Consider the following 26,123-nt stretch of genomic DNA (forward strand, 5'->3'; position numbering starts at 1 on the left):
ATTTTTCCATAACAGATTTTGTCACTTTCTCGTTGATTTACGGATGTCACTTCGGAGTCATGGGCTCGATGGGATACTCTCCGCTCTGTTGACACGTGGGATATATGTGTTTTCTGCCGGGCGTTGAGGATTACATCATAAGGACATATTTTACAACCGCATGATGCAACGTACGAGATTTCTCGTTATCGCTCGAAATGACAGGGAGAAATCTCCTGCATCAAAAGACGAGATTTCCCGCGATAGCGGGAAATGACAGAGGCGCTCGAGATGACAGGAAACAACCTCTTCTCCGGTTTTTCCCACCAACAGTCTCGTACTGTTGCAAGCGGTTCACCGATGGTCACGATTCCTCAACCCGCTTGACGGTCTCGAGCAGGTCCTTGCATTCCTTTTTCAGGTCCGGCGGTGTCGAGCCGTCCCTGATCGCGTCATTGAAGCTTTTGCGGGCCAGTTCCATCTTGCCGCCGTAGAGATAGTGCTTGCCGAGGTAGGCCGCAGCGATACCGTTTTGCCCCTGGTTGGCGGCGATCTGGCCCAGTTCGAAATAGACCTGGGGGTACTCCGGCTGTTCGACCACCAGTTCCTTCAGGTACTTTTCCGCCTCTCGCTGTTTTCCCTGCTGCAGCAGGGCCTTGGCCATGGTAAAGACGGCATGCATATTCGTCCGGTCTCTGTTCAACACTCCTTCGAGGGTCCGCTGCGCCTGTCCCGCCTGACCGGCGGCCAGTTCGATGACGGCCTTGTCCACCAGCAGTTCCGGGTGCTGCGGCAAGGCGGCGATGACCTCGTTGATCAGACTCAGGCTGCTGTCGAAGTTGTTTTCCATCCGGTCAACCTGGGACAGACCGTATTTGGCCATATTGACGGCAAACGCCGTTGACCGGGGATTGGTGATGACACTCGTCAGGTGGGTCCGAAACGATGCCTGGTCCGCAGTCTGCGACATCACCCGGTACTTGAAGCGGAAAAATTCGAACTCGTCGACCGGCGGCGCCGCCGTCGCCCCCCCCTGTTCATTTTCGAGCAGCGACTGGACATAGCTGAGCCGGGCCTCCGAATCGGGATGCGTCAGCAGATACTGCGGCAATCTTTCGCTCCGGTACCGGGCGACCCGGCGCATCGTCTGCAGCATCTGCTCCTGGCCTTCCGGGTTTCTCCCCATTTTCTGCATCCAGCCATAGGCGAGCAGATCGGCCTCTTCCTCATCCTGGCGGCTGAAATGGAGAGAGGCGCTCTGGCCGGCGGCCAGCGACCCCATCATCAACGTCGGCGCCGCCGTGCCGCTGCCGAAGGCCAGGGCCGCCAGGGCCATGCCGATGGAGGCGATGCCGACGATCTTGCCCTTCTCCATCCGCGAGGCCAGGTGCCTCTTCGAGATATGGCCGATCTCATGGGCCATGACCGACAGGAGCTCATCCTCCGAATTCATCATCGAGATCAGGCCGGCATAGAAGAAGATCAACCCGGACGGCGCGGCAAAGGCATTGAACTCGTTGTCGTTGATGACGAAAAAGCGATAATCGAAATACTGGATGCCGGTGACCTTGAGGGCCTGACGGCCGAGATCGTTGATATACTGGGTCACATCCGGATCGTCGACCAGTTTGAAGGCCGAGCGCACGGTAAAGAGGAGCTTCTCCCCCACCTCCCGCTCCTCGCCGATGGTGAAGGCGGCGGACCGCTGGACCGGCACCAGGCTGCCCAGGGTACTGAGTGTGACGATGACGACCAGCGCAATGAATCGCTCAAGATATCTTTTCATGGGCGTGTATCCAGGAAACGAGATGGTCGAGCCCCTCAGCCGTCGTGACGATGGGGGCGTAACGAAGATCATTTTTTGCCTGCTCGATGGAAAAATAATGCGATTTGGCCAATTGTTCAGCAAGAAAACGGGTCATCCGCGGTTCCAGGGCCGGCCGCAGCCGCCGATGCAGGACCTCGAGGATCGCGCCGACGCCATAGGCCACCGGAAACGGAACCGATTCGACGACCTCCGCAACCCCCAGCCGGGCGAACAGGGCGTTGATCCACTCCCACAGGAAGACCGGCTCGCCCTGGCTGATGAAATAGGCCCGGCCGCCGGCCGAGCCCTCGCCGGCAAGGTTCTCCGCCGCCAGCAGATGGGCGTGGGCGACATTGTCGACATACGAGATATCGACCAGGTTGCCGCCGTTGCCGACTCTCTTCAGCAGCCCCTGCCGGCCGCTGGCGACCAGCCGCGGGATCAGGTGGGGGTCGCCGGGCCCCCAGATCAGGTGCGGCCGAATGGCACAGGTCTTAAGCGCCATGCCGTTGGCCGCCAGGACCAGCTTTTCCGCCGTGGCCTTGGTCCGGGCGTAGTGGCAGAGAAACCGGGTCGCATAGGGGAGGTCTTCGGTACCGCCGACGATGTCGCGGCGGTCGAAGACCACCGACGGCGTCGAGGTGTAGATCAGCCGGGCGACGCCGTTGTCGCGACACGCCTGGAGGACGTTCTCTGTCCCCTGGACGTTGATCGAATGGTACTCTTCCCGTTTGCCCCAGATCCCGGCCAGGGACGCGGTATGGAACACCGTGTCGATGCCGGCGAAGGTCGGCCGCAGCCGATCGCGGTCGCGGATATCGCAGGCGATCGATTCCGCCCCCAGCGCCTCGACCTCGGGATAACGGTGGCGGCCGACGACCCGGCAGGGTATCCCCCGTTCGGCCAGCATCCGGACGATGACCTTGCCGACGAAACCGCCACCGCCGGTAACCAGTGCTCGGTTCATGCCGTCTTCACCCTGGTTGCGGCCCAGACCGCCAGTTTTTCCCTGAAGATCTTGGCATTATGCCGGATATCGACCGGAAAGTCATGGTGAATGAGGAAATGCCGGATATTCCGGGTCAACGGATGCCGCCCGGCAAGCTCGCGGACCTCGCCCAGGATCTCGGCCTCGGGGCGGGACGTCCGGTGCGGTTCGACTATCATCACCGCCTCTTTCACCGCCGGGTCGGCGGCGCTCGGGATCCCGACCAGGGCGGAGCGAAAGACATCGGGATGCTCGTTGACGATCGCCTCGCAGGGGATGGTGTACAGCGTCCCCTCCCCGGTCACGACCCGGTGGGCCTTGCGGCCGCAGAACCACAGGCGGCCGGCCGCATCGAGGTAGCCGGTATCGCCCATCCGGTGCCACAAGGTGTCGCCGTCACGGATCTTGGCCCGCCGCGTCTCCCGTTCGTTGTTGTCGTAGGCCCGGGTGACGACGTCGCCGCGGACGATGATCTCGCCGATCTCCCCCGGCGGCAGCTCCTTCACCGCACTGACATCGGCAATCACATCGTCGACGAGGCGGATGACCCGGATCTCGATCCCGGGCAGCGCCCGGCCGACGCAGGTCCCCTGGCCCTGCCGGCTCAGCGGCCAGGTGGAGGCCAGAATTTCCGCCCCTTGCATCGACACGATGGGCAGGCTCTCCGTCGCCCCGTAAGGGGTATGGATGACCGCCCCTCGCGGCAGGATGGCGCTGACCCGCTCGAGCAGCTCACCCGGCACCGGGGCCCCGGCCATCAGGACCTTGCGCAGCGACGGCAGGACGATCTTCTTGTCGAGGCAGTAGCGGCTGACCACGTTCCACAGCGCCGGCGAACCGAAGGAATAGGTGACCCGGTGAGCCGTGATCGAGGCGATGAATTTTACCGGGTCGACCTTGGCCGGCCGGGTCGGATCCATGTCGGGGATGATCGCCCGGGCCCCGAGGGCGGTCGAGAACAGGGCGAAGAGCGGGAAGGCCGGCTGATCGACATCGGCCGCGGTAATCCCGTAATATTCGCGGATCAGCCGCAGCTGGGCGGCGAAGATCGCGTGCTCGAACCGCACCCCCTTCGGCGGCCCGGTCGAGCCGGTGGTGAAGATGATCGCCGCCAGGTCGTCCGTCGCCGGGACATGACAGGGAAAAACACCCTCGTCGCGATCGATCGCCCGGCTGATGTCGGGCCCGAGGAGCCCGGCCGAGAAGCCGCAGCAGAAGAAATGGCGGACGGTGGCGAAGGGCTTCTTGAACAGCCGGGCGAAGACCAGGGCCCGGGGGATGCCGATCAGGACTAGGGGCCTGACCCCCTCGATGCAGCGCCGCAGGTTGGCATAGCCCATCCCCGGATCGATCAGGATCACCGGGGCACCGAGTTTGAACAGGGCGAAGGTCAGGCAGATGAAATCGGCCGACGGCCGCACCATCAGCATGGTCCGGTCGCCGGGCCCCACTCCCCGCCGCTGGAGATAGCGGGCGTAGGCCGAGGAGCGCCGGCTCAGCTCGGCAAAGGTCAGCGCCCGGCCGCTTTTCACCTCGACCAGGCCGATGGCCGGGCCCTGAGCGCGGGCCACCCGATCGAGGGTCTCGGCGATATTGACGGTCATCGGCGCCCCTCCTCCCCCATCTTCACGCCGCTGCCGAGAAACTGCCGCAGCAGCGGGGCGATGGCCGCGAACTTGTCCTCGAGGACATAGTGGCCGCCATCGCTGAAGAAATATTTCTGCGCCTCGGGAAACCGCTCGCACCACTCCTGATAAAAGACGTGGTCGAAGCAGAAATCCAGCCCACCCCACAGCAGCAGCAGCGGAACCTGCATCCGCCGCAGGACCTCGAGGCCGTTTTCGACCTTCACCAGGGTGCGGTAACTGCGATCTCCCGGATGCAGGGGAATGTCGCGGACGAATTCATGGACGGCGACCCGGTTGCGCCAGGAGTTGTACGGGGCGATATAGGCCCGGGCCACGTCGGCCGGCAGTTTGGTCGCCACCGCCATCGACAGCGCCGCCCCGGCGAAGCCATTCATTCCCCGGACGATCAGCCGGCCGACGACCGGCCAGCGGCAAGCCCGGATGCGCAGTGGAATTCTGGTCGAGCGAAAGGCGGCGGTATTCATCATCACCATGCGCTCGATCCGCTCCGGATGACGGCCGGCGCAGCCCATGCCGATCGCCCCGCCCCAGTCGTGGCCGACGAGGGCAAAGCGATCGATCCGCAGATGTTCCAGCAGCCGCTCCAGGTTGCCGATATGCCGCTCCAGGGTGTAACTGTAGTCCTGCGGTTTGTCCGACAGACCACAGCCCATGTGGTCGGGAGCGATGACCCGGTGGTCCGGCGCCAGCAGGCTGATGACCTTGCGGTAATAATAGGACCAGGTCGGATTGCCATGGACCAGCACGACGACAGGTCCCTCCCCTTCATCGATATAATGGAGGCGATGCCCCGAAATCTGAAAAAACCGGGAAGTAAATGGATAGTCTGGATACACTGCGATTTTCTCGGCGGCGAATGCATGCCGGCTCTTCACCGGCCCCACATGGTCAAATTTTATGGCAACAGGGCCGAATGATACCCGAGTTCTACCGGCTGTCAATCCTTTTGCCCCGCTCCCGGCGATCTTCGGCGGTTGCGATTGGCCGACAGACCGTTTTCAAGCGGTTTTTCCCACTCCACTCGCCTGAATAAATAGGTTGCTTTTCTCCCAATATATGCTAATATTATTCGTTGCTGTCGTGTTTCTCGGGCTGGTGTATGTTTCCAGGAAGTAGAGCCGGCACCCTAGAAGATCGATTTTTCAGGGGTGCTGCTGCAGACACGACGAGCTGAGATCCGGCCGTTCAAGCCGGGAAACATCATACGGTTCCAGTTGGGGACTGAGTTTAAAAGGAGTAGTAGCATGGCTGAAGGTACTGTAAAATGGTTTAATGACGCAAAAGGTTTTGGCTTTATCGAGCAGGATGGCGGACAGGATGTGTTCGTTCATTACTCCGCCATCAAAACTGAAGGCTTCAAGTCCCTCGAAGAGGGTGCTCGGGTAAGCTTCCAGATTGTCGATGGCCCGAAGGGTCCTGCTGCCGATAATGTCGTCAAGATATGATCATTGAGTAATTAGCAGCACAAAAGGGCCCTGCCTCGGCAGGGTCTTTTTTTTGTCCGGCCCCGGTCGCCGCCTTTTCCGGCCGATACATCTTCGTCACCCCCTGCCGACAGCGCCGAACCGCAGCACCGACGCATAATCATCTCCCCGTTGCCACCGATCATGGAAGACTGGCAGAAGCTCCTGCTGGCGAGCGCCACCACCTGTTCCGCCCTGGATGGGCGTTTCCCCGTTGATACGACGGCCCTCGAGCGGGTGACCGCGGTCTACCCGATGCGGATCAACCCCTATTACCTCGGCCTGATCCGCCATCACGACGATCCCCTGGGGAGGCAGGCCATCCCCGATGTCCGGGAACTGACCGACACGGTCTGCATTGCCGATCCGCTCGCCGAGGACCGGCTCAGCCCGGTGCCGCTGATCGTCCACAAGTACCCCGACCGTGTCCTCTTCCTGGTCTCGAACCAGTGCGCCGTGTACTGCCGCTTCTGCACCCGCAAGCGCCTGGTCGGGACGGCGGCGATGCGCATCACCGACGAACTGCTTCACCAGGGGATCGACTACATCCGCCGCCACCCGGCGATCCGCGAGGTCCTGGTCTCCGGCGGCGACCCGCTGCTGCTGCCGGACGACCGGATCGATGACCTGCTCGCGGCGCTGCGGGCGATCCCGACGGTGGAGATCATCCGCATCGGCAGCCGGGTCCCCTGCACCCTGCCGATGCGCATCACCGCCGAACTGACCGCGATCCTGAAAAAATATCATCCCCTCTATATCAACACCCATTTCAACCATCCCGCCGAGGTCACCGCCGCAGCTGCCGCCGCCTGCACCCGGCTCGCCGACGCCGGCATCCCGCTCGGGTCGCAGACCGTGCTGCTGCGCGGGGTGAATGACGATGTCGAAACGATCCGAACCCTGATGCGGGCCCTGCTGCGGATCCGGGTCAAACCCTACTATCTCTTTCAGGCCGACCTCACCCGCGGCACGAACCATTTCCGCACCCCGGTGCGCACCGGGATCGAGATCATGCGCGGACTGTACGGTCATCTGTCGGGCATGGCAGTGCCGACCTTCGCCCTCGACGCCCCCGGCGGCAAGGGCAAAATCCCCCTCACCCCGCAGTATGTCCTCGAGCATGGCGCCAGCCTCGTCTTCGCCAACTATCGCGGCGAGACCTGCACCTATCCCGAGTCCGGCGACCCCTGCTGACAGGTATTCCCGCCGCCCGGCTTTCTTGCTTGCCTGCCGGCCGTGCCGACACACTGCCGAACCCTGTAGTGCCGCCGGACCGCTGCGGCAACGACAGCGAGCCTACATCATGTTTTCGGGATCGACATCGATGATGAGCCGGCAGCTCGCCGGCACCAGTTCCGACCGGTGCTCCTGCAACTGTCGGCAGAGCTGGTGCAGCTGATCGAGATCGGCCGCCTTGAGCAGGATCTGCCAGCGGTAGTTGCGGTTCAGCTTCTCGAGCGGCGCCGGCGCCGGCCCGAGGATCTCCACCCCGGCCTGGAGCCGTTTCTTCTCCTCGCGGCAGAACCCGGCCAGGCGCTGCGCCCCCTGCCGCACCTCCTCCTCCCTCTCCCCCTGGATATGGAGCGCCACCAGGCGGACAAAGGGCGGGAAGGCCGGGTTGCGCCGCAGTTCCAGCTCCTGCCGGTACAGTTCCTCGTACCGGTGCTGCTGGGCCAGGCGGATCGAATAGTGATCGGGGCGCATGGTCTGGATGATCACCCGGCCCGGCGCCTCGCCCCGGCCGGCCCGGCCGGTGACCTGGGTAATGAGCTGGAAGGTCTTTTCCGCCGCCCGGAAATCGGGCATGTTCAGGCCACCGTCGGCCCACACCACCCCGACCAGGGTGACATGGGGAAAGTGGTGGCCCTTGGCGATCATCTGGGTGCCGACCAGGACATCGATCTCCCGGTCGTGCATCGCCCGCAGCAGCTTCAAAAAGACCTTGCGGTCGGCGGCGGTGTCGGAATCGAGGCGGGCGATCCGGGCCGCCGGCAGCAGCAGCCGCGCCTCCTCCTCGACCCGTTCGGTGCCGAACCCGACCGGGACCATCGCCCCGGTCGACCGGCAGTGACCGCAGATCACCCGCTGGTCGATGCTGTAGCCGCAGTAGTGGCAGACCAGTCGGCCCTGGGCCCTGTGCAGCGTCAGGGCCACATGACAGTGCAGGCATTCGACCGGGGAGCCGCAGTCCTGGCACAGCAGGACAGGGGCAAAGCCACGGCGATTGAGCAACAGCAGGCTCTGCTGTCCCGCCGCCAGGTTGTCCACCAGCGCCTGGCGCAACTCCCGGCGGAACAGGCCTTTTTCCCCGCCGCCGCTCTTGCGGCTGAGGTCGACGACCGTCACCGCCGGCAGGCTCCGGTCCCCCACCCGTTCCGTCATCTGCAGCAGCGTGTACTTGCCGGTGCTGGCATGATAGTAGCTGGTCACCGACGGCGTCGCCGAGCCGAGCAGCACCACCGCGTCGTGGCAGCGACCGCGCAGCACCGCGAGATCGCGGCCGTTGTAGCGGAAGGCGTCGTCCTGCTTGAAGCCGCTGTCATGCTCCTCGTCGACGACGATCAGGCCGGGGTCGGCCAGCGGCGCGAACAGCGCCGAGCGGGCGCCGATGACGACCTTGGCCCGGCCGCTCAGGGCCAGATGCCACTGGTCGAACCGCTCCGCCCCGGTCAGCCCGGAATGGAGCAGCACCACGGTATCGCCGAAGCGGGCCAGGAACTGGGCCTCGATCTGGGTGGCCAGGGCGATCTCCGGCACCAGGACCAGGACGTCCCGCCCGAGGGCCAGGGTTCTCTCCGCCGCCCGCAGGTAGACCTCGGTCTTGCCGCAGCCGGTGATCCCATGGAGCAGGAAGGTCCGATAGGTCCGGGCCGCCAGGGCCGGTTCGATCACCGCCAGGACCTCCTCCTGCCCCGGCGTCAGGTGCTCCGGCTGCGGCGCCGGCGGCAGCGGCTCACCGAAGGGGGTGCGATACACCCGCCGGCTCAGCCGTTCGACCAGTCCTTTCTCCACCAGCAAGAGCACAGCCTTGCGGGCGCCGGCATAGCGCGTAAACAACTCCCGCGCCGGAACCTCGCTCGCCCCGGATTCGTCCATCAGAGCGGTCATGGCGGCCAGGGTCTGGCGTTCGCTGCGTTTGAGATCGCCCGGAAGAACCTGGCTCCAGTCGGCATCATCGAGCCCCGCTTCCGTTCCATGACGTTCAAGATCGGTCCGGAGCTGAGGCGCCAGGGAGAACAGGGTCTCGATCTTTTCCCGGACCGCATCCGCCTCGACCGTTTCCTGCAGTTCGAGCACGCCTTGATCGACCAGCCCCTCGATCCGCAGCCGCGTCGCCTTCACCCCCAGCAACCTGCCGCTGGCCGCCGCCGGCAACCGCCTCCCGCCCAGCAGGTCGCTGACCCAGGGCGGCGATGCCGCGGCGAAGACCTCCCGCAACTCCTGCTCCCGCCCGGGCGCCAGGAGGATCTCGCGCCCCGACTGCGGGGCCATCCCGGCCGGCAGGGCCGCCTTGATCACCTGCCCCAGCGGGTAATGGTAGTAGGATGCCGCCCAGCGGAAAAAGGGCAGCATATTGGAATGGAAGAGGGGACTGCGATCGAGGATCTTTTTCACCCGCCGGACGGTGTAGGCCGTTTCTTCAATCGCCACCACCGCCAGGACGTAGCCGGTGACGCCGCGCCCGCCGAGCGGCACCAGCACCCGCAGGCCGACCGGATCCGGGGCGGTTCCGGGCAGCGCCGGCATCAGCTCGTCATGAAGGTCGTAGACCAGGGGCTGGTCAAGGGGGGCGGCAACGGCTACTTCGACGCGAATCATGATGCTGACGTTTCCTGCTGCGTTGACTTCAATCTTTGAACTATGGTGCCGCCAATCCGTACTTTGGCGGTGGCGGCAGTGATCCGGATATGGTAAGATTGCCGGTTTCGGCCTCAGGAGAAATACCACAGATCCATGCCCACAGCCATCGTTTCCATGCAGATCCACTACCCGGAAAATCTCCCGGTCACCGCCCATCGCCGGGAGATTATCGATCTCCTGGCCGCGCACCAGACCATCATCGTCGAAGGCGACACCGGCAGCGGCAAGACCACCCAGATCCCCAAATTCTGCCTCGAGTTTGCCGGGCCGAAAGGACGGCTCATCGGCTGCACCCAACCGCGGCGCATCGCCGCGATCACCGTCGCCGCCCGGGTGAGCGAGGAACTCGGGGACATGAGCCGCCTCGTCGGCTACAAGATCCGCTTCCATGACGAGACCAGCCGCGACACCCGGATCAAATTCATGACCGACGGCGTCCTGCTCGCCGAGTCGCGGTCGGACCCGCAGCTGCGCCGCTACCAGACGATCATCATCGACGAGGCCCACGAGCGCAGCCTCAACATCGATTTTCTCCTCGGCTACGTCAAACAGCTGCTGCCGTCCCGTCCCGACCTGCGGGTCATCGTCACCTCGGCGACGATCGACACCGCCGCCTTCTCCCGCCATTTCGACGGGGCGCCGATCGTCCGCATCGCCGGCCGGACCTACCCGGTGACCGTGCGCTACCAGCCGCTCGAGGAGGACCCGAGCGAGGACAAGGACGGCTACATCGACCACGCGGTGCGGGCGATTACCGAACTGCACCACGGCGAGGGGCCGGGCGACATCCTCGCCTTCCTGCCGACCGAAAAGGACATCCGCCTGTGCTGCGGCCTCCTCGGCGAGCAGCTCAAGCAGGCGATGGTGCTGCCGATCTTCGGCCGCCTCCAGGCCGCCGACCAGAAGAAGATCTTCCAGAACTTCAAGCAGCGCAAGATCGTCGTCGCCACCAATGTCGCCGAGACCTCGATCACCGTCCCCGGCATCCGCTACGTGGTCGACACCGGCCTGGCCCGGATCGCGACCTACAACGCCCGCGCCAAGACCATCGGCCTGCCGGTCAGCAAGATCTCGAAGGCGGCCTGCGACCAGCGCAAGGGGCGCTGCGGCCGGATCGGGCCCGGCGTCTGTGTCCGCCTCTACGCCGAGGACGATTATCTCGGCCGGCCGGAATATACCCTGCCCGAGATCCAGCGCTCCAACCTCGCCGAGGTCATCCTGCAGATGATCGCCCTGGGGTTGGGCGACCCGGCGGTCTTTCCCTTCATCGACCCGCCGCACAGAAGCGCCATCCGCGACGGCTACGCCCTGCTGCGGGAACTGGGGGCGATCAGCGACCGCAACCATCTCACCGCCCATGGCAAGATCATGGCCGACCTGCCGATCGATCCCTGCATCTCGCGGATCATCCTCGAGGCCAGGGACAACAACTGCCTCAAGGAGATCAAGATCATCGCCACCGCCCTGGCGATCCAGGACCCGCGCATCCGCCCGGCGGAAAAGGAAAAGGACGCCGATGCGGCGCACAAGCTGTTTGCCCACCCTCACTCCGACTTCCTCGCCCTGCTCAATATCTGGAACCTCTTCCACCAGGTCCAGGACCAGGTCAAATCGTGGTCGCGGCTGAAGAAATTCTGTGCGACCCACTACCTGTCGTTCCAGCGGATGCGGGAGTGGCTCGACCTGCACGAGCAGCTCGGCCGCCTTCTCGACCAGCACGGCGGTTTTGCCGACAACCAGACCGATGCTCCCTATGACAGCATTCACAGATCGCTGGCCACCGGTTTCCTCCGCAATATCGCGATGAAGAAGAAAGAACGGCTCTACCAGGGGGCCGGCAACCGCGAGCTGATGATCTTCCCCGGCTCGCACCAGTTCCTCACCGGCGGCCAGTGGATCGTCGCCGCCTCCTTCCTCGAGACCAGCCGCCTCTACGCCCTGACCGTCGCCACCATCGAACCCCAGTGGCTGGAGGCCATCGCCGGGCCGCTCTGTTCCTATTCCTGGAGCAACCCGCACTGGGAGAAGAAGAGCGGCCGGGTCATGGCCGAGGAGCGGGTGTCGCTGTTCGGACTGCCGATCCTTCCCGGGCGCCGGGTCGACTTCGCCCGCAGGAGCGTAAAGAATCACGCCGAGGCCCAGGCGATCTTCATCGAGGCGGCGCTGTTGACCGGCGAGATCATCGGCGATTACCCCTTTCTCCGCCACAACCTGCAGCTGATCCGGGAATGGCAGGAGGCCGAGCACCGATTGCGCAAGCGGGATCTCCTGTGCGACGACTCCACCCTGCGGCAATTCTACGCCGACCGGCTGCCCGCCGATGTCTTTGACCGCAGTTCGCTCAACCGGTTGTTGAAAACACGCCGGGACCAGGGCTTTCTGATGATGATGACCGAAGACGACATCGTCCACCGCCGCCCCGAGGACCGGGAACTGGCCGATTTTCCCCCGACCCTGACGGTCGGTTCGTACGAGCTGCCGCTGTCCTACCATTTCGAACCGGGGGCCGACACCGACGGCATGACCGTCTCGATTCCGGTCGACCTCGCCGCCAGCCTCCCGGCCCAGGCCTTCGAATGGCTGGTGCCGGGGCTGTTGAAGGAAAAAAGCGCCTTTCTGCTCAAGGGCCTGCCGAAAAACCTGCGCAAGCGCCTGGTGCCGCTCAACAGCGCCATCGACGCCATCCTCGACGAACTGGCCACCAGAAGGGGCGCCTATCTCCCGGCCCTCGAGGCGGCGATCCTCAAGCTCTTCCGGTTCACCGTGCGCCGTTCGGACTGGCCGTCACCGCTGCCCATCCATCTGCAGCCCCGCTTTACGATCGTCGATGCCCAAGGCCGGGAGATCGCCGCCGGCCGCGACCTGGCCCTGCTGGTCGCCCCCGGTGCCGCCGGCGGCGATCGTGCCGTTCCGGCCGCCCTGTCGCCGGCCGATCGGGAGATCATGGCGCAGTGGCGGCAGCAGACCTTCACCACCTGGGATTTTGCTGACCTGCCGGCCGCGCTGACCCTGCAGACGCCCGGCCATGCCGTCGCCGGCCACCTCTATCCGGCCCTCGTGGCTGCCGGCACCGCAGTCGCCATCACCTTCGAGGCCAACCCGGAACGGGTCAGGCAGCTGAACGACGAGGGCATGGTGAACCTCTATCGCCTGCAGTTCGCCGATCACTGCAAATCGCTGAAGAACTTCTGCACCACCTCCCTTTCCGGCCCTTCGGCGCTGTGGCTGCTTGACAGCTATGCCACCCGCAAAGAGGCGGTCGACGGTCTGCTGGCCTTCGTCCTGCGGCAGATCTTCGGCCCCCTGGACGGCACCATCGCCAGTCGGGAACGGTTCGGCGAGGTCGTTGCCCGGGTGAAAAAGGAGGGTCTGTACGCCGGAGGACAGGAACTCTGCACCCGGATCATGGCCCTGCTGCGCCGGCGGCGGGAGGTCCAGGAACAACTGCAGCGCCTGATCGCCCTCGACCGCCGTCGGGCCATCTTCACCCCGCCAAAGCAGGAAGAGCTGGAGGGAATACTGGCTTCGATCATCCCCCCCGCTTTCCTCCGCACGATGGACAGCGCCATGCTGGAGGACTGTGACCGCTACCTGCGCAGCCTGCAGATCCGGCTGGAGCGGCTCCATGCCAACCCGGCCAAGGACGAGGCCAAGGCAACCCGGATCCGGCCGCACCTGCATCACCTGGCCGATCTGGCCCAACGACTGCCGGTCCCGCTGCCGGACGAACTGCGGCCGCTGGTCGAGGAATATCGGACGATGATCGAGGAATACAGGATCTCCCTGTTCTCCCCCGAGATCAAGACGAAGATGGTGGTGTCGGCGAAAAAACTCGAGCAGCAGTGGCAGGCCATCCATCAGCTGTGCTGAGTGAAGGGTGCAGGCGCTCCGTCTCGGATCAGCGGCACCGCTGTTCGTGGCCGGGCCGGGATCGCCCCGACTCCCCGGCGAACACCGCCTCCCGGAAAAAGGAGATGATGTTCTTCCGTCTCTCGACCATCTTCTGCTGCTCGGGGATCAGGTCGGAGCGGCGGATCTTCATGATGCTCATCTTGTACTCGATATGGCTGGCGAGCCGGTTGTCGAGGTACCAGGCGTACATCAGGCCCATGAACAGACCGGGAGGGGTGAACCCCTCCCGGCCGTTGACGAGCCGGGTGAAATGGCGGGGATCGTCGGTGGCCTGCATCCGGGCCAGGGCCAGGTAGCGGCGCAGGTCCTCGGGGCTGAACAGGCAGGTCCGCTCGCCCTCCGGCCTGAGGCGGAGATGGTAGACCTTGCCCAGCCGCAACCCGTCCATGACCACGTCCTCCACCCGCTTGTCCGCGGCGTAATCACCGAGCAGCGATTCACCGAGGGCGATCAGGAAGGCCACTTCCAGCCGTTTCGGATCGGCGAACTGGTCACGCCGGATCATGATGGCCCGACTGGGCGGATCGAAAAACGAATAGACATTGTCCCAGCGCTGATCGCGGCGCCATTCCTCTTCATGGACACAGCGGATCGAGACGAAGAAGCGGAGATGATGAAGGGGGATATCGCAGTGCCGCCAGATGATGTCGCCGATCTCGGACCGGATCTTCAACGGGTCCAGCCGGCAATCGCAGATGCCGTGATGCTGCACTGCGATTTTCTGAAGCTGGTCGTTGATGTTCCGATATTTGACACATGGAATCAGCGGCTCGCGGCCAAATCCGAAATTCTCGGCCAGTTCCTCTTCCCTCGGTCTTTTGTGGCCGTTTTGCCTCTCCCTGACAAAGCTTCCGGCCAGGTGCACGGTCTTGATCGCCTGGGCCAGAATCGCCGGGTCGTGCTGGATGACGCCATGCTCGATCAGGGCCTCCTTCGAAAACAGGCCGCACTCCAGCGGCACGAAGCCCTGGTCCTTGACCACCTGGCGGTCGAGATAGATCGGGACCTTGCCCTCGACCGCATACCGCTGCAGGACCGAGGCCGGGACATCGCGCAGGGACAGGCACAGAACCTCGTGGAACAGGCCGGCGATACCGCCGGGGATGTTGCGCTCATAGGCCCGGATCATGTCCGAGACATGAAACTTCCGCTCGGGATCGGCGATGCTGAAATCGGTCTCGCCGGCCTGGACCCACAGGTTCGAGACCAGGACCTTCAGCGCATGGCGGTTCCGGCGGACGCAGTCGGCCAGGCCGGGGACGCTGAAGATCGGGATGATCGAACTGTAAAGACTGCCGGGGGCCAGGACCAGGATATCGGCCTCACGTATCGCGCGAAGTATTTCCTTATAGGTCCGTGGTTCATCGTGAAAATCAACAAACACCCGGTCAACCGGCACCCCCCTTCTGGCAAGGCCTGATTTATTCTCGCCCCGGATCTGCACGCCGTTGGTATAGATGAGCCGGAGCTGGGCCGGCGTGGAGGTGCAGGGCAGAACAGCCTGATCGGCCGCCCCGAGATGGGATGACAGAGACTGCAGCCCGGCAAGCAGGGCCTCATGCAGCAGTTCCTGGCGGGCACTCAGGTCGATGTTGTCGAAGGACGGATCGATCTCCCGGTAGACGGCCGCGGCGAGCAGCAGATTGCCGAGGCAGTGCGGCCGGCCGAGGACCCGATCGAAGCGGCGGTCAACGAACAGATGATTGATCAACCCATCGACAAAACCCCTGAGCGGCGGCGGCAGACGGAGCAACGCGTCACCACAGCCGCGCAGCAGGTCGGCGGCGTCGGTCGGGCGTCCGGCGAAGCGGTAATTGAAGATCGCGGCGAGGGCCATGGCGGTCTCACAGGCCGCATGGATCGACAGCGCGTACAGTCGCTGCAGCCGCCCGAGCTGGATCGACGAGAGGAGGACGTGGCGCAGGTCGCCGAGGGCAACCAGGGGCAGGTCCTTCATCAGTTCGCCGGTCGAACCGCCGTCATCGGTGACGCAGACCACCGAACGGGTCAGCGGGAAAATCTCCTTCAGGCCGCTGAACGGGCGGCGCTGCCAGGTCTCGCGGCGGCTGTCGCCGCCGATGATATTCGACAGCCCCGTGCCGCCACCGAAAACAACGACCTTCGTTTCATCGACCGAATGATCGGCCAGTGATTTCCGCAACTGGCTGAACAGGGTCGCGGTCTCCCGGTCGCACCCCCGCGGCTGGCCGTTGAGGACAAGATCGACGAGCTTTTCGCGGAGGTCCTCGTGGGGGAGCAGATCAAGGGGGGAAATGCGCCGCGCCGAGAGATCGGTCAGATGCCTGCCGAGGTCCGCTCCTTCGTTTTTCCGTGTGCCGCCGTGCTTTGCCATCGTCGCCTTCAGTCCCGGAGGCCGGGCGTTCACCCGTTCCGCCCGGCGAGAAACGCCTCCACCCGGAGCAGCTCCTCGGGGGTGTCGACCTCGATCGAATCATGCTCGGTCAACACTACCCTGATCCGGTAGCCGAATTCAAGGGCGCGCAGCTGTTCGAGCTTCTCGAACCGCTCCCACTCCCCTTCCGGCAGGGCGACGAAGGTCAGCAGGAACCCCTTGCGGTAGGCGTAGAAACCGAGGTGCTTGTAATAGGTCGGGGTGATGCCCTCCTCGGGGTTGCGCTGGAACGGGATCGGCGAACGGGAGAAATAGAGGGCGTTGTGGTTGCGATCGAAGACCGTCTTGACATGATTGGGGTCGTTGATCTCCTCCGGCCGGACGATCTTGTAGATCAGGGTCGACATCGGCAGCGACGGGTCGTCGAGCAGGGGCCGGGCGACCTGCTCCACCACCTCCGCCGCAAACAGCGGCTGATCGCCCTGGATATTGACGACGACATCGTGCTCGGAGATCCCCAGCCGTTCCGCCGCCTCCGCCAACCGGTCCGAGCCCGACACATGGTCGCTGCGGGTCAGCACATATTCGCCGCCGAAGGATTGAACACAGTCGCAAATTCGATTATCATCGGTGGCAACGATGACCCGGGAGAGCAGTTCGACCTGCTGAGCCCGCTCGACCACGTGCTGGATCATCGGTTTACCGGCGATTGCGGCCAGCGGCTTGCCCCTGAACCGGTTCGACTCGTAGCGTGCCGGGATGATGGCGATGACCTGCGTCTTCTGGTGCTCCATATCTCAGAATTCCCTGGTGGTGGTTCACGTACCCGGCACCCTGCCGGTATATTCTCCCGATAGCCTCAGGCGTCCATGGCAGAAGCACCGACTCTCCCGCTCTCATGTACCGCAAGCTCCGCCGCTTTGCTACAAAAAGCCGCGACGCTGGCAAAAAAGCTGCAGATCCCCTGCCCACCGGGGCCGGCGGCGCCGCCCCAGCTGGTCTACACCGAGCGGGGACTGGAACTGCGCCTGCAGCTCGGCGGACCGGACACGGTCGGAACCAGCGTCCTCCATATCGATTTCATCGGTGGCCGGTCGGGCTACCGCCACGCCCGCAACTGCACCATCAACCAGCCGCTGGCGCGGGCGGTCGGTATCAGGCCGGGGGTGCGGCCGACCGTCTTCGACGCCACGGCCGGGATGGGCGCCGATGCCTTCGTCCTCGCCTGCCTCGGTTGCCGCGTCACCATGAACGAACGGTCGCCGGTGGTCGGCGCCCTGCTGGCCGATGCCATCGACCGGGCGCTGCAGGACCCGGACATCGCGCCGATCTTCCGTGACCGGATCCGCCTCGTCATCGGCGACGCCCAGGCGGCGCTGCGGACGATGAGCGATCCCCCTGATACGATCTATATCGACCCGATGTACCCCCACGGCGGCACCTCCGCCCTCAACAGCAAGGAGATGCGGATCATCCGGGCCATCGTCGGCGACGACGTGGATGGCGGAGAACTGCTGGCCCAGGCCCTGCTGACGGCAGCGCAACGGGTGGTCGTCAAACGCCCCAAGGGGGCGCCGCTCTTGGGCGAGCGGCCGCCCAGCCACCAGGTGCTGATGAAGAACAGCCGCTTCGACGTCTATCTCCGTCGTCACTTGTGATACTTTTCCCCGGCCTTGATGGTGTAGGCGCGGTACAGCTGTTCGAGCAGGAGCAGCCGCACCATGTCGTGGGTGAAGGTCATCCGCGACAGCGACAGCAGCAGATCGGCCCGCCCCAGGACGTCGCCCGAGTGGCCGCAGGGCCCGCCGATCAGGTAGCAGACCTGCTTGATCCCCCGCTGTTCCCAGCCGCTGATCAGGGCGGCGAACTGCTCCGAGGTGTACTGGCCGCCGCCGGCGTCGAGGACGACGACAAAGGCGCCGGGGGGGACGGTCTTGAGCAGCAGCCGGCCTTCGCTCTCCACCAGATCCTCGCTTCGGCCCCGGGTTTTGCCCGGGTCCTTCAACAGCCGCACCGACAGGGTGGTATAGTGGCGCAGCCGCCGGCAATAGTCGTCGATCCCCTCCCCCAGCGCGGCATCCTTGGTCCGGCCGAGCAGCGGCAACTCATGAATCATGCAGTGTTCTCCGAACGGTCTCCCTGGCGTCGACCCCTGCCGGCGACGGTCGCCGGACCGGCCGATATCGGCAGAGATCCGCGTCCCTGCCGGGAAATATCACTTTGGAATTGCACCCGAGTGGTGTATTACTAGTCGCGAATTTGCAGGCCCGCTTCCGGCCCCTGCCGGCCGAACAACTTTAGCATCAAAGTCCCACATGACAAACAAGGAAATTCTGCGCAGGATCTATGCGGTCATCCGGCCCTACCAGTCACGGCTCTTCATCGCCATGGTCGGGATGATCTTCGTCGCCGCCCTGACCGGGGCCCAGGCCTATCTGGTCAAGGATCTGCTCGACAAGATCTTCATGGAAAAGAACGTCTTTTTCCTCAACGTCCTGCCGCTGGTCATCGTCCTGATCTTCCTCCTCAAGAGCCTCTGCTACTATGCCTACTACTTTCTCCTCGAAAAGGTCGGCCAGTCGGTGATCCGCGACCTGCGGGTCCAGGTGTTCGAGCACATCCACCGCCAGCCGCTGTCGTTCTTCCATTACATGCCGACCGGGACCCTGATCTCGCGCATCATCTCCGACATCACCCTGATGCAGCAGGCGGTCTCCAACGCCCTGGTCGGCACCCTGCGCGACTTCTTCCAGGTGATCGTCCTCCTCGGCGTCGTCTTCTACATGAACTGGAAGCTGGCGATGTTCTCCTTCATCATCCTGCCGATCGCCGCCTACCCGATCGTCAAGTTCGGCCGGATCTTCCGCAGTCTGAGCACCAGGACCCAGGAGGAGACCGCCCATGTCACCAACATCCTCTACGAGACCATCACCGGCAACCGCATCGTCAAGGCCTTCGGCCGCGAACAGTACGAGGGCCGGCGCTTCCGCGACCGGATCGGCACCCTGTTCGCCGTCATCATCCAGGACGCCCGCTTCCGCAGCATGCAGCACCCGCTGATGGAGTTCATCGGCGGCGTCGCCATCGCCCTGATCATCTGGTTCGGCGGCAACGAGGTCATCCACGGCGGCGCCACCCCCGGCACCTTTTTCGCCTTCCTCACCGCCCTGATCTCGGCCTACGAGCCGGTCAAGGGGGTCAGTCGGATCAACTCCACCATCCAGCAGGGCATGGCGGCCGCCACCCGGGTCTTCGCCCTGCTCGACATCGAGCCGGCGATCGCCGACCGGCCGGGGGCGACGATCCTGCCGCCGTTCAAAAAGACGATCGAGTTCAACAACGTCACCTTCAGCTACGACAACGAGGGACCGGTCCTCACCGGTATCAACCTGGTCGTTCCGGCCGGCCAGGCCCTGGCCATCGTCGGCCCGAGCGGCGGCGGCAAGACGACCCTGACCAACCTGATCCCCCGCTTCCTCGACCTCAGGCAGGGGGCGATCCTGATCGACGGCGTCGACATCCGCGATGTCACCCTCCAGTCGCTCCGGGGCCAGATCGCGATGGTCACCCAGCAGACGATCCTCTTCAACGACACCGTCCGCAACAACATCGCCTACGGCGATCTTGACTGCAGCGAGGAGGAACTGATCCGGGCGGCGACGGCGGCCCATGCCCTCGACTTCATCACCAACCTGCCGCAGGGGTTCGACACGGTCATCGGCGAGGGCGGCGCCCGCCTCTCCGGCGGCGAACGCCAGCGGGTATCGATCGCCCGGGCGATCCTCAAGAACGCCCCGATCCTGATCCTCGACGAGGCGACCTCGGCCCTCGACACCGAATCGGAACGGGAGGTCCAGAAGGCCCTCGAAAACCTGATGAAGGACAAGACCACCTTCGTCATCGCCCATCGCCTGTCGACCATCATCAATGCCGACCGGATCATCGTCATCAAGGACGGCGCCATCGTCGAGGAGGGCACCCACGACCAGCTGCTGGCCCTCGGCCGGGAATATGAACAACTCTACAACCTGCAGTACCGGTAGGACGGCGCGGAGGAAGGCCGGCAGATGACGCCCAAGCGAATACAGGCCGTATGCCTCAGGTGGGGCGGGTTCGCCGTCATCGCCACCTGCTTCTGGATCCCGCTCTCGACCTCACTGATGGATCTGTGCTCGGCCCTTGTCGTCCTTCTCTGGCTTGGCTCGGGCCGGGCGACGGTCGCGCTGCGCCTGCTGCGCCAGCATCCGGCTGCCGCGCTCGCCGCCCTGCTGTTTCTGTATTTCCTCGTCGCCGTCAGCTATTCCCCGGCCTCTGCGGGCGAGGCCTTCCCGGTCCTGATGAAATACCGGGAACTGCTCCTGCTGCCGCTGGTGCTGTCGCTGGCCTTCGACGACCAGGCGCTCATCCGGCGGGCGGAGAACGGGTTTGTCGCCGGGGCCGTGGTCCTGATGCTGGTCTCCTACGCCATGGGCCTGGCTCTCATCCCGGCCGCCAAGTACGGCAACTCGCTGCTCTTCCACATCACCCACAGCTTCTTCATGGCCCTGCTGGCCTTCTGGGCCCTGCAACGGGCGATCGACCGGCCGCGGCAGCGCCTCCCCTGGGCGGTCGTCTTCCTCCTGGCCACCGCCAACATCATCTTCATCGCCCCGGGCCGCACCGGGATGTTCACCTATGCGGTGCTGATGGGGTTCGCCACGCTGCAGCGTCTCGACCTGAGGAAGAGAATCGCCGGCTGCCTGGTCTTTATCCTGCTGCTCCCGGCTGGTTTCATGATCTCGACCAACATCTCGTCGCGCGTGCAGCAGGCGCTGCAGGACATCATCCATTACGAGCCGGGGACCTCCCGTTCGTCCCTGGGGATGCGGCTGGACTGGTGGGGCAACAGCATCGACCTGATCAGGGAACGACCGGTGTTCGGGCACGGTACCGGCTCGTTCGCCGTCCGGCAGCAGCAGTTGATCGCCGGCGGCGACACCATGCCGAGCGACAACCCCCACAACGAGTACCTGTTCATCGGCGTCCAGCTGGGGTTGACCGGGCTGGCCCTCTTCCTCGCCCTGCTCGCCAGCCAGTGGTTGGCCGCCGCCGGCCTCAACCGCCACAGCCGGTTCCTGCTGCAGGGCATCGTCCTGACGATGGCGACCGGCTGCCTGATGAACTCCTTTCTCTTCGATTCCCACCAGGGCCATTTCTACGCCTTCCTCTCGGCCCTGCTCCTGGCTTCCCCGCCTCAGCACCCGGCTCAGTGATTTCTGTGCTCCAGGATATGGCGGTAATAGGCACAGTATTGCTCGACAATCAACGGTAAGGAGAAATCAGCCCTTCGACGATCGGCAATCACCGCGAAGATGTCCCGGTAGCGATCGTAGTCGGCATGGACCTCGGTGATCCTCGCCGCCAGCCTGTCCTGCTCGACCTGCAGCATCGCCGGCAGGACCTCCGGCACCGCCCCGACCGGGGTGGCGATCAGCATGTCGGCACAGTACAGCGCCTCGATCATGACCTTCGGTCCACCCTCCTGATACGAGGAGATGACCACGAGGTGGGCCCTTTTCATCCACCGGGGGATGTCGTCATGGAACCCCTCGAGGCTCACCTTGCCGTCCAGCCTCCTGGCCTGGATCTGTTGCTCCAGATGCCGCCGCTCCGGCCCTTCGCCGACGATCCGCAGCCGGAATTCGAAGGGCAGACGGGCCACCTGGTCGATCAGGACATCGAATCCCTTGATCCGGTCAAGGCGGCCGACCGCGAGAATGGTGAAGATCGTATCCTTCTCCGTTGAACCGCAGTCCTCGACGGTGACTCCGTTGTGGATGACCCGGACCTCCGCCCCCGGGCGAGGCAGGACCGAGGCCGCAGCCTTCTCCGACACCGCGCTGACCCAGCGGAGATGATTGAAGATCCGCCCCTTTCGGTCGTTGTGCTTGGTGCCGAGGTGGCAATAGCCGAGCAGGCGGTTGACCCGGGCGACCAGGGTCGTTCCCTTGGCGGCATGGGTGTGGATGATGTCGGGGGCGATTGTCTTCAGCCGGGAATACAGTTCGATATGGAGGAAGGGGTTGTTGCTCGTCGGGTGAGAGCGGAGCGTGACCTGCCGCACCCGCGGCGAAAACCGCCCCTGGATGACGGCATCGCGCAGCAGCAGGACGATCACCTCGTGCCGTTCGGCCAGGGCGTTGGAGAGTTCGATCAGCACCTGTTCAGCCCCGCCATATCCCTCCGAGGCCATGAACTGTACGACCCGCATCCGCTTGTCGTCGCCGGCTTCGCCCGACAGGGCCGGCCGGCCGGGGACCTGCCGCCGCCGCTTCATCCCTGCCAGGCCGGCAGCGCCACGACCACCGTCGTCCCCTGGCCGGGGGTGCTGCTGATGTCGATGCGGCCGCCGTGCTCCTCGATGATCTTGACCGACATCGCCAGGCCGAGACCGGTGCCGCCGCTCTTGGTCGTCACATAGGGATCGAAGACCTTCGGCAGCAGTGCCGCCTCGATGCCGCAGCCGCTGTCCTCGATCCGGCAGAGCAGCTGGGCCGGTTCGCGGACGGTGGCGACCCGCAGGGTGCCGCCGCTGTTCATCGCCTGGATGGCGTTGAGCAGCAGATTGAGAAAGACCTGGCTCAGCTTGTCCTGATCGGCATGGACCAGATCCGGCTGCGGACTGTACTCGGTCACGATCGCGATCCCGGCCGCATCGGCATCGACCTTAAGCAGCGATATCGCCTTATCGACGATCTCGTTGAGCGAGACCTTTTCCTTCTCCAGGCGATCGGGCCGGGCATAATCCAGCAGCTCGCCGATGCTGCGGTTGAGCCGTTCCACCTCGCGGACCAGGATATCGGCGACCTCGCGATCGGATGAGCTGTCGGTGAATTTCGATTTCAGCAGCAGCGCCAGGCCCTTGATCGAGCTGAGCGGGTTCCGCAGTTCATGGGCCACCCCGGCGGCCATCTCCCCGAGCGCCGCCAGCCGCTCGTTGCGCTTCAATTCCTCTTCGAGCTGCTTGACCTCGCTGACATCCTGCATCAGCAGCATCGTCCCGGCGTGCCGCTGCTCGCCGTCGATCACCGCCAGGGCGGCAAGGACCAGGGACCTGGACCGCCCCTCCCCTCTCTCCAATAGCAGGTCACGCCGCTGCGGCCGATCCGGCTCCGCCTCCGATTGGCCGATCAGGACTGCCAGCGGCGGCGGCAGGACGTCACCCGGCCGTTTGCCGACCAGCTGTTTCTCGGTCTTTTCGATGAGTTCCTCCGCCGTCCGATTGCAGAGCCGGATCCGGCCCTCGCTATCGGTGGCGACCAGGCCGATCGGCAACGATGAGACCAGGAGATCGTTGAAGGCCCGCATCCGCCGCAGACTCAGCTGGCTCCCCTTGTACCCCTGCAGGGTGAACAGCGACAGCCCGCCGCCGGCGCCGACCAGCAGCAGGACGACGGAAAGTATGACGATCTGCAGTAGTTGCCGTTTGACGGCGGCGTTGTACTGGTCGATCTCCAATTCGACCAGCAGGACGTATCTCGCCGCCTGCACCTGCTCCGCCACCTCCCGCCACCTCCGGAACCCCTGCTGCATCTGCAGCATGTGCTCCCGCATCCCGCCGTTGCCGCGCCCCATCCGCATCATCGGCGGGTGGCCGTCGCCGGCCGGCCCGCGCGGCCCGAGCGGGGCATAGTAGGCGGCTATCTGAAATACTTCGCTGTCCCCCCTGGCCTCGCGACCGATCCGGTAGATGACGTTGCCGATCTCCTCCTGTTGCAGCGTCCCGAAGAAGGAATCGGTCTCCTTTTCGACCCTGCCGCCGATCTTTTCCCGGTCCGAACTGACCAGGATCTCGCCGTCCCGGTTGACCAGCATCGCCAGATGAATGTCCGGCTGCTCGGTGGCATGGTCGAGGGTCTGCTGCACCTGTTCCATCCACTGCAGCTCCATGCCGGCAGGACTGTCGGGAGCGGTGCGGAATCGGGTACGCGGACCGGCGTTGATGAAGCGGATGATGGTGATCCCCTTCTGCAGCAGGATCTCCATCATCAGCTGTTTTTCGCGATGGTAGTTGTTGACGGCGAAGACGGCGATGATGATGGCGAGGAGGGAACAGGCCGCGGCCAGAATCCACGGCGACACGTTGACCAGTCGGAATTTCATCGGCATGAACCTATTCCGGGTAATTGAGGATCTTCTGCAGGATGACCTTGGTGATCATGTAGGTCGGGACGATCCCCTCCTCCCCCATCGGCCCGGAGGCGAGGGTCTGGCCGCTCTGCAGCGGATTGTCGGAGGCATAATAGGCGTACCGGGTCTTCATGTCCATCGGGATATGGCCCTGGATGATGGCGGCGCTGATCGCCCGCTGGTAATGGCCGCCCTCCATCTCGAGCCCGACCGCCTTCCAGCTCGACGAATGAAAGCGTTCGAGGACGTCGCGGTTCTGCAGCGAGGTGCCGAGGACGGTCACCATCGGGCCGCAGTAGACGTTGACGCCGGGGTCGAAATCGTCGACCGTCAGATCGTTGTTGACGATGTAGTTGTGCGGCGTCCCTTCCATCACATGCGCCGTGGCCAGCATGATGTCGCCCTTCTTGCCGGGCAGTATTCCGGCCTTGCCCATGACCGAGATCGATTCGATGCTGAAGGCAATGACCTTGTCCTGGATCTGGCACGGGCACAGCAGCTCGTCCATCAGCTCGAAGGCCTGGGTGCCGAAGGCGTAGTCCATCACCAGCAGCACCGGCTGCTGCTGCTTGATCAGCTCAAGGTTGAAGTGCAGGGATGGATGAAGGGTGGCGGCATCGATTCTGCTCGTGTCGATGATGTTGACGTCGATGTTCGAGCCCGAGGTATCCTTGTGGAAGATGTAGCCGAATTTCTCGGCGTATTCGCTGATCTTGCGGCCCTGGCTGCGGAGCTGCCCGACCATCTCGTAGAGGTCGGCGGGAACCGGCTCGCCCTGCGCCAGCAGCATGCCCGAACCGTAGAGGATGTTGCGGACGGAGTGCATGTTGGCGCTGATGACGTGCACCGGCCGGTCCTGGAAGCCCAGATCGTACAATTTCTCCTTGATCGAACCGGCCCACAGGGAGGCATACTTGTGATGGCCGATCATTTCCTGCAGGGAGGGGGTGAAGTAGATGGTGAGTTCCTCCTTGGCCGAGGTCTGCTCTTCGATCATCCGCCTGCCGAGGGTGTGGATGATGTTGAACAGGCCGCTGTTGGCGTTGTGCAGGCGCCGGTTTGCATCGAGATAGTCGTAGGTGTTGCGGGTCTCCTTGTAGGTCCGGCCGAGGATGATCGACAGGTTCCACAGGGCCTGATCGAGTTCATCGTCCTTGAGCTCCGATTCCCGTTCGATGATCCGTTCGAGCTCGATCCATTCGGTGCTGGTGCCGTCGACCCGGTTGCTGATCTGCTGCAGAATCTTCTGCGATTCGATGGTGAGAAAGGTGATATGGGTCAGGATATCGTAGATCTCGCTCTGCCCATGGGTGATGACGAAGCACATCTCCTTTGCCGAAACGGCATACGACACCCGGCGCCGTTTCAGGGGGATGATCTCCTCGAACGAGGTGTCCTGGAAATCTTCCTGGGCGGTGAGGATGATCCGGTTGCACTTCTCTATCCCCCGGGGCATCCGGTCGATCACATACTCCAGCCCCTTGAGCTCGACGATCCTCGGGTCGGCCATCGAGCCGTAGATCTCGGGGCTGAACATCTTCAGGGCCTCGGCCAGTTTCTCGCCGGCCTTGCCCGACGGCTTGTAGGAGCCTTGCAAGGTGAGGGCGTCGGCCAGGATCTTGAAGGTGCGGATGGCGTTTCTCGCCTTCTGCGATTTCGACAATTCCTGCATGGTCTTTTCTTCCGACTGGACTTGAAAAATGAAGGGGCGGTTGAAATCAGGATCCGGCACCAGATGAATGATTCATGGATTACGGCATGACAACCGGGACAATGGCCGTGGCATCTGCTGCTGCATTGTACCAGTTCACTGGAATTTTACTAAAAAATTATTTCAGGACAGACAGTGATGGCGCAGTGTTGAAGGATATGTTGTCATCTTCCGGAACAGGGGGAGGACCATGTCGTTTTCGACTTCGCCGGTTGTGTTTTTTCAGTATCG

General features: G+C 64.0%; 17 protein-coding genes. 6 read left to right on the forward strand and 11 right to left on the reverse strand.

The window, feature by feature from the left end; translation table 11 throughout:
- Positions 1-343 precede the first annotated feature (343 nt).
- Genes ACWGKN_RS07100 through ACWGKN_RS07115 form a run of 4 tightly spaced genes read right to left on the reverse strand, consistent with a single transcriptional unit; the run spans position 344 to position 5,298 of the window.
- Positions 344-1,765 carry a beta-barrel assembly-enhancing protease gene (locus ACWGKN_RS07100; RefSeq protein ID WP_035232256.1) on the reverse strand — a complete coding sequence of 474 codons (1,422 nt, stop codon included), beginning with the start codon at positions 1,763-1,765 and terminating at the stop codon, positions 344-346.
- Positions 1,749-2,753 (reverse strand): NAD-dependent epimerase/dehydratase family protein, encoded by a 1,005-nt coding sequence (locus ACWGKN_RS07105; protein ID WP_035232257.1) that lies wholly within the window; start codon positions 2,751-2,753, stop codon positions 1,749-1,751. Before ACWGKN_RS07105 ends, ACWGKN_RS07100 begins: the two co-directional genes overlap by 17 nt.
- Positions 2,750-4,378, reverse strand: a complete 1,629-nt coding sequence (locus ACWGKN_RS07110; protein ID WP_452094943.1) for a fatty acid CoA ligase family protein — start codon at positions 4,376-4,378, stop codon at positions 2,750-2,752. The genes ACWGKN_RS07105 and ACWGKN_RS07110 overlap by 4 nt, the downstream gene beginning before the upstream one ends.
- On the reverse strand, positions 4,375-5,298 hold the full coding sequence (locus tag ACWGKN_RS07115) for an alpha/beta fold hydrolase (protein WP_452094944.1): 924 nt from the start codon (positions 5,296-5,298) through the stop codon (positions 4,375-4,377). The genes ACWGKN_RS07110 and ACWGKN_RS07115 overlap by 4 nt, the downstream gene beginning before the upstream one ends.
- Before the next feature lie 369 nt (positions 5,299-5,667).
- Here ACWGKN_RS07115 and ACWGKN_RS07120 point away from each other — a divergent pair, with 369 nt between their 5' ends.
- The gene (locus ACWGKN_RS07120; RefSeq protein ID WP_035230307.1) at positions 5,668-5,868 is read left to right on the forward strand and encodes a cold-shock protein; all 201 of its coding nucleotides are present in this window, start codon (positions 5,668-5,670) and stop codon (positions 5,866-5,868) included.
- A gap of 162 nt (positions 5,869-6,030) precedes the next feature.
- Entirely contained in the window at positions 6,031-7,080 is a 1,050-nt protein-coding gene (locus ACWGKN_RS07125; RefSeq protein WP_452094945.1) for a KamA family radical SAM protein, read from the forward strand.
- Positions 7,081-7,182: 102 nt separating this feature from the next.
- Here ACWGKN_RS07125 and priA read toward each other — a convergent pair whose 3' ends face one another.
- Positions 7,183-9,705, reverse strand: a complete 2,523-nt coding sequence (priA, locus tag ACWGKN_RS07130) for a replication restart helicase PriA (protein ID WP_452094946.1) — start codon at positions 9,703-9,705, stop codon at positions 7,183-7,185.
- A gap of 135 nt (positions 9,706-9,840) precedes the next feature.
- Here priA and hrpA point away from each other — a divergent pair, with 135 nt between their 5' ends.
- Complete coding sequence (gene hrpA, locus ACWGKN_RS07135) at positions 9,841-13,617, forward strand: ATP-dependent RNA helicase HrpA (RefSeq protein ID WP_452094947.1); 3,777 nt, start codon at positions 9,841-9,843, stop codon at positions 13,615-13,617.
- Positions 13,618-13,645: 28 nt separating this feature from the next.
- Here the strand turns inward: hrpA and ACWGKN_RS07140 are convergent, their stop codons facing one another.
- Both ACWGKN_RS07140 and kdsB read right to left on the reverse strand, forming a co-directional pair.
- Positions 13,646-16,045 (reverse strand): gluconeogenesis factor YvcK family protein, encoded by a 2,400-nt coding sequence (locus tag ACWGKN_RS07140; protein WP_052160030.1) that lies wholly within the window; start codon positions 16,043-16,045, stop codon positions 13,646-13,648.
- Positions 16,042-16,806, reverse strand: coding sequence for a 3-deoxy-manno-octulosonate cytidylyltransferase (gene kdsB, locus ACWGKN_RS07145; protein WP_035230316.1), 765 nt, complete (start codon positions 16,804-16,806; stop codon positions 16,042-16,044). Before kdsB ends, ACWGKN_RS07140 begins: the two co-directional genes overlap by 4 nt.
- Before the next feature lie 126 nt (positions 16,807-16,932).
- Between kdsB and ACWGKN_RS07150 the strand changes: the two genes are divergently transcribed.
- Positions 16,933-17,670 (forward strand): class I SAM-dependent methyltransferase, encoded by a 738-nt coding sequence (locus tag ACWGKN_RS07150; RefSeq protein ID WP_452094948.1) that lies wholly within the window; start codon positions 16,933-16,935, stop codon positions 17,668-17,670.
- On the opposite strand, the gene ACWGKN_RS07155 is transcribed toward ACWGKN_RS07150, so the two are convergent.
- Positions 17,661-18,128 carry a 23S rRNA (pseudouridine(1915)-N(3))-methyltransferase RlmH gene (locus ACWGKN_RS07155; RefSeq protein ID WP_035230321.1) on the reverse strand — a complete coding sequence of 156 codons (468 nt, stop codon included), beginning with the start codon at positions 18,126-18,128 and terminating at the stop codon, positions 17,661-17,663. The genes ACWGKN_RS07150 and ACWGKN_RS07155 overlap by 10 nt on opposite strands.
- A gap of 199 nt (positions 18,129-18,327) precedes the next feature.
- Here ACWGKN_RS07155 and ACWGKN_RS07160 point away from each other — a divergent pair, with 199 nt between their 5' ends.
- Together ACWGKN_RS07160 and ACWGKN_RS07165 are read left to right on the forward strand one after the other, a co-directional pair.
- Positions 18,328-20,055, forward strand: coding sequence for an ABC transporter ATP-binding protein (locus ACWGKN_RS07160; protein ID WP_035230322.1), 1,728 nt, complete (start codon positions 18,328-18,330; stop codon positions 20,053-20,055).
- A 24-nt stretch (positions 20,056-20,079) separates the two neighbouring features.
- The gene (locus tag ACWGKN_RS07165) at positions 20,080-21,264 is read left to right on the forward strand and encodes an O-antigen ligase family protein (RefSeq protein WP_424253703.1); all 1,185 of its coding nucleotides are present in this window, start codon (positions 20,080-20,082) and stop codon (positions 21,262-21,264) included.
- Here the strand turns inward: ACWGKN_RS07165 and ACWGKN_RS07170 are convergent.
- Genes ACWGKN_RS07170 through ACWGKN_RS07180 form a run of 3 tightly spaced genes read right to left on the reverse strand, consistent with a single transcriptional unit; the run spans position 21,258 to position 25,913 of the window.
- Positions 21,258-22,328: a glycosyltransferase gene (locus ACWGKN_RS07170; protein WP_452094949.1), complete on the reverse strand. Its 1,071-nt coding sequence runs from the start codon at positions 22,326-22,328 to the stop codon at positions 21,258-21,260. The genes ACWGKN_RS07165 and ACWGKN_RS07170 overlap by 7 nt on opposite strands.
- The gene (locus ACWGKN_RS07175; protein ID WP_035230328.1) at positions 22,325-24,160 is read right to left on the reverse strand and encodes an ATP-binding protein; all 1,836 of its coding nucleotides are present in this window, start codon (positions 24,158-24,160) and stop codon (positions 22,325-22,327) included. Before ACWGKN_RS07175 ends, ACWGKN_RS07170 begins: the two co-directional genes overlap by 4 nt.
- A gap of 4 nt (positions 24,161-24,164) precedes the next feature.
- A complete protein-coding gene (locus tag ACWGKN_RS07180; RefSeq protein WP_452094950.1) occupies positions 24,165-25,913 on the reverse strand; it encodes a DUF6909 family protein in 1,749 nt (582 codons plus the stop codon).
- Positions 25,914-26,123 lie beyond the last annotated feature (210 nt).

It is taken from the genome of Desulfoprunum sp., from assembly GCF_053613775.1.

Excerpts from the sequence above, each read along its gene's own strand:
- kdsB (WP_035230316.1), bottom strand. The coding sequence starts at position 16,806 with ATGGAGCACCAGAAGACGCAGGTCATCGCCATCATCCCGGCACGCTAC.
- ACWGKN_RS07125 (WP_452094945.1), top strand. The coding sequence starts at position 6,031 with ATGGAAGACTGGCAGAAGCTCCTGCTGGCGAGCGCCACCACCTGTTCC.
- hrpA (WP_452094947.1), top strand. The coding sequence starts at position 9,841 with ATGCCCACAGCCATCGTTTCCATGCAGATCCACTACCCGGAAAATCTC.
- ACWGKN_RS07175 (WP_035230328.1), bottom strand. The coding sequence starts at position 24,160 with ATGCCGATGAAATTCCGACTGGTCAACGTGTCGCCGTGGATTCTGGCC.
- ACWGKN_RS07100 (WP_035232256.1), bottom strand. The coding sequence starts at position 1,765 with ATGAAAAGATATCTTGAGCGATTCATTGCGCTGGTCGTCATCGTCACA.
- ACWGKN_RS07120 (WP_035230307.1), top strand. The coding sequence starts at position 5,668 with ATGGCTGAAGGTACTGTAAAATGGTTTAATGACGCAAAAGGTTTTGGC.
- ACWGKN_RS07160 (WP_035230322.1), top strand. The coding sequence starts at position 18,328 with ATGACAAACAAGGAAATTCTGCGCAGGATCTATGCGGTCATCCGGCCC.
- ACWGKN_RS07110 (WP_452094943.1), bottom strand. The coding sequence starts at position 4,378 with ATGACCGTCAATATCGCCGAGACCCTCGATCGGGTGGCCCGCGCTCAG.
- ACWGKN_RS07105 (WP_035232257.1), bottom strand. The coding sequence starts at position 2,753 with ATGAACCGAGCACTGGTTACCGGCGGTGGCGGTTTCGTCGGCAAGGTC.
- ACWGKN_RS07155 (WP_035230321.1), bottom strand. The coding sequence starts at position 18,128 with ATGATTCATGAGTTGCCGCTGCTCGGCCGGACCAAGGATGCCGCGCTG.
- ACWGKN_RS07165 (WP_424253703.1), top strand. The coding sequence starts at position 20,080 with ATGACGCCCAAGCGAATACAGGCCGTATGCCTCAGGTGGGGCGGGTTC.
- priA (WP_452094946.1), bottom strand. The coding sequence starts at position 9,705 with ATGATTCGCGTCGAAGTAGCCGTTGCCGCCCCCCTTGACCAGCCCCTG.
- ACWGKN_RS07170 (WP_452094949.1), bottom strand. The coding sequence starts at position 22,328 with ATGAAGCGGCGGCGGCAGGTCCCCGGCCGGCCGGCCCTGTCGGGCGAA.